This is a genomic window from Alienimonas chondri (genome assembly GCF_013036045.1).
GTDB lineage: Bacteria > Planctomycetota > Planctomycetia > Planctomycetales > Planctomycetaceae > Alienimonas > Alienimonas chondri.
The window spans coordinates 1-3,572 of the sequence record NZ_WTPX01000271.1 but is presented as its reverse complement, the minus strand read 5'-3'; the positions used below and the strand labels follow the sequence as shown (position 1 = coordinate 3,572).

At 61.7% G+C, this 3,572-nt stretch carries 2 protein-coding genes; both read left to right on the top strand.

The genetic code is table 11. From position 1 onward, the window contains the following. Positions 1–257: 257 nt before the first annotated feature. Positions 258–1,559 carry a M16 family metallopeptidase gene (locus tag LzC2_RS20800; RefSeq protein ID WP_315854770.1) on the top strand — a complete coding sequence of 434 codons (1,302 nt, stop codon included), beginning with the start codon at positions 258–260 and terminating at the stop codon, positions 1,557–1,559. 137 nt (positions 1,560–1,696) lie between these two features. Beyond that, positions 1,697–3,436, top strand: coding sequence for a DUF262 domain-containing protein (locus tag LzC2_RS20795; protein ID WP_171189944.1), 1,740 nt, complete (start codon positions 1,697–1,699; stop codon positions 3,434–3,436). Positions 3,437–3,572 lie beyond the last annotated feature (136 nt).

Sequence of the window (3,572 nt, the reverse complement as noted above, 5' to 3'; positions counted from 1 at the left end):
GGCTGGGGGTGAGGGGGCTTGAAAGGACCAATCGCTGAACCCGCCCCGCCCCCTCGCCAGCCCGGGTTCGACAAGAGCGAAACCGGAGGCCGGCGAAGGCTCGCTCACCCTCACCCCCGACCCCTCTCCCTGAGGGAGAGGGGAGACCCAAGATCGACGATCTGTTCAGCATCTCGCGGTGACGAACCGACTGGGACCGCCGCGGTTGCCGCCTCCGCTCCGCGGACGGACACTCGGCGCCCCGTCCCGGAGAATCTGTGCCCGCACCGTCCCCCTCGCTTCCGTCCCCCACCGCCGCGGCCCGGCCCGCCACGCAGCATCGCACGCTGGCCAACGGGCTGACGGTGCTGGTCGAGCCGATGAACCGCGTTCGCAGCGCCGCCTTCTCGCTGATGGTGCCCGCGGGCAGTTCGCATGATCCGCCGGGCAAGAACGCCTGCGCCGCGATGCTTTGCGACCTGCTGACCCGCGGCAGCGGCGACCTCGACAACCGCGGCTTCACCCACGCCCTGGACGACCTCGGCGTGAACCGCGGCGAATCGGTCGGCGCCTCGCACCTCTCCGTCTCCGCCTCCACCGTCGCGGAGAATCTTCCACAAGCGTTACGGATTTACCGGGATCTCTTTCGATCGCCGCATCTGCCGGAGGACGAATTCGCCCCCGCCGCGGACGGCCTGCGTCAAAGCCTGCGGGCGATCGAGGACGAACCGGCCCACCGGGTGATGCTGGAACTCCGCCGCCGCACCTACCCCACGCCCTGGGGCCTGCCGACCGACGGCACCCTCGCCGGGCTGGACGCCCTCACGCACGCCGACGTGGTGAACCACCACCGCACCGCCGTGCGGCCGAACAACGCGATCCTCGCCGTCGCCGGGCATGTGGACGCGGACGAATGGTTCGACCTCGCCGCGGAGTGCTTCGAGGACTGGGAGGAACGGCCAACCCCGACCATCGAAACCGGCCCCCGCGGCCCGGCCCGGGACCATTTGGACCACGACGGCGCCCAGACGCACATCGCCCTGGCCCTGCCCGCCGCGGCGTACGGGGAGGCGGGGTATTACGAGGCGTGGGCCGCCGCCGCGATCCTCGGCGGGGGGATGAGCAGCCGGCTGTTCACGGAGGTCCGGGAGAAGCGGGGCCTCTGCTACAGCGTCTCGGCCAGTTTGAGCGGGTTGAAAGCCGGCCCCGGCGCCGACGCGGCCCGGGAGGGCCGGTTGTTCTGCTACGCCGGCACCACCGCGGAGCGGGCCCAGCAAACGCTCGACGTGTTGATGGAGGAGTTGTGGAGCCTGCGCGACGGCGTGACCGAAGGCGAACTGACCCGCTGCGTGGCCCGTGCGAAGTCCGGGTTAGTGATGAGTCAGGAGAGCACCACCGCCCGCGCGAGCAGTCTGGCCCGCGACTGGCACCACCTCGGCCGCCTGCAACCGCTGTCCGAGACGTTGGAGGCGGTCGAAGCCCTGACGGCCGAGACCGTCAGCCAGTACCTCGCATCCCGCCCCGCCGCCCCGCCCACGGCCCTGACGCTCGGCCCGGCAGCGTTGGCGTGGCCGGAATAACGGGCTCATCCCCACATCGAGTGCCACTGGCGTCCCGCCAGTGAGAGCGATGCCGCTTGAGGGGTTGGCGTCGAAACACGAACCCCGTCACTCTCCACTGGCGAAACGCCAGTGCCATCCCAACGTAGCAGAGGCGAATGAAAATCACTGCAGATGATGTGACGGTTGGCGAACTGCTTGGCCAACGCTTTCTCGTGATCCCACGTTTCCAGCGCCCATACAGCTGGAACCGCGGAGAAGTTGAAGAGTTCTGGATCGACACTTGCACGCTTAGGGAAGCGGATTACTTTATCGGCTCCGTCGTCCTTTATAAGAGTGGTTCCGACGAGCTTGGGATCGTTGATGGCCAGCAGAGGATCACGACCGTCACAATCCTATTGTGCGCCCTCCGGGACGCGTTCGAAGATGAAGGGGCCGGCGATCTCGCCAAAGGGCTTCATCAACTTATTGAGCGTATAGACATTACGTCCAGGAAGCGCCTCGTCCTTCGCACTCAGACTTCGTATCCGTACTTACAAGTAGCGATCCAGTCGAATGACGAGGAAGATGAGGAGGAGGTTTTTGCCGCAAGCCCAGAGGAAGAACTTATCCAGGAGGCGCATCTATTTTTGCGTAATCGCATTGCCGAAGTGGTGGCAGACGCCAAGCGGGACGCCGGAAAGACCGTTAAGTCGAAAAAAAGAGCTGCAAGGCAGGCCCTCGAAACGATCCGGGCGAGAGTGCTTTCACTCAATATAATCGTCGCCCTGCTCGAGAACGAGGAAGACGCCTACCTCATTTTTGAAACGCTTAACACAAGAGGCAAGAATCTCTCACCGGTCGACCTCGTGCGGACGCATATCACACGTCTGATCCCACCTAACAATCGCACTACAGATCGTCCGAAGGAGCGATTCGAAGGCATCCTTCAAAGATTCGCAGAGTCCGACTCTGAACTGGATCCTAAAGACTTCCTCCTGCACTACTGGCTATCGACGCATGAATACACGTCGAGAGCGAGAATCTTCAAAGAGGTCAAGCGGACGGTAAAGACAAAGGACGCGGCGAGAAAGCTGCTCGACTCTCTTGAGACAAACGGAAAACTCTATTTACGTATCGCAGAGCCGGACAACTACGAGAGGAACAGAAGCGAACGACCTATCACGAGATGCCTGACATCGCTGAATGCCGTTCAGTTTAAGCAGTCGACCCCGTTCATATTGTCCGTCGTCAGGTCGTTTGAGGACAAGCACCTAAAGCTGAGAAGAGCGGTTGAAGCTCTTTCGGCCGTAGAGAATTTCCACACAATATTTAGTGCTGTCACGTCTCAACCCGCGTCGGGCGGAATCTCACAGATGTATGCGCTTCATGCTAGGAAGTTGTCGCAAGCGAAAACAGACTCAGGCCGTGACGCCGCTGTTGATTCACTCGTTGAGAAGCTAAGGCAGAAGCTGCCGGTGTTTGAAGAGTTCCAAGCCAACTTTGAGCAAGTTCTATTTTTCAGGACCAAGCATAGGCCAAAGGGCACCCCCAAACCGCAGGCCCGGCTTGCGCGTTATCTCCTCGAGAAGTACACAAACCACATCGCCTCCGGAGTCAATTTGAAGGCTTCCGACCTTACTGTAGAACACTTGTTGCCGCAGTCTGCACACAGGAAAAGCGTGCCGATGAGCATAATCGGACAGCTTGGAAATCTCTTGCTAGTCACGGAGGAACTGAATGAGGAGCTGGGGGATAAAAGTTTTGCCGAGAAAGCTGCGATACTTAAAAGCTCCCATGTCCCCATGGACGACCTGCTCACATCTTTCATTGAGAGCGGGAGAATGTCCCCGTCCGACGTCAGGGCCAGAACAGCGGAAATGGCGAGGGTGGGCTACAGTACGATCTGGAAACTATAGAGCGGCGGGTGGCACCTGTGGGAAGTTCGAAGTCAAGGACGGAACCTCCCCGCGACGCCCGTGAGGCTCCTTTTTTCGGAGGGGCGTTTTTGTGCGGGGGCGGGGCGTTCGGGCGCAGGTCCGATCGGACCGGGGG

Excerpts from the sequence above, each read along its gene's own strand:
- LzC2_RS20795 (WP_171189944.1), top strand. The coding sequence starts at position 1,697 with ATGAAAATCACTGCAGATGATGTGACGGTTGGCGAACTGCTTGGCCAA.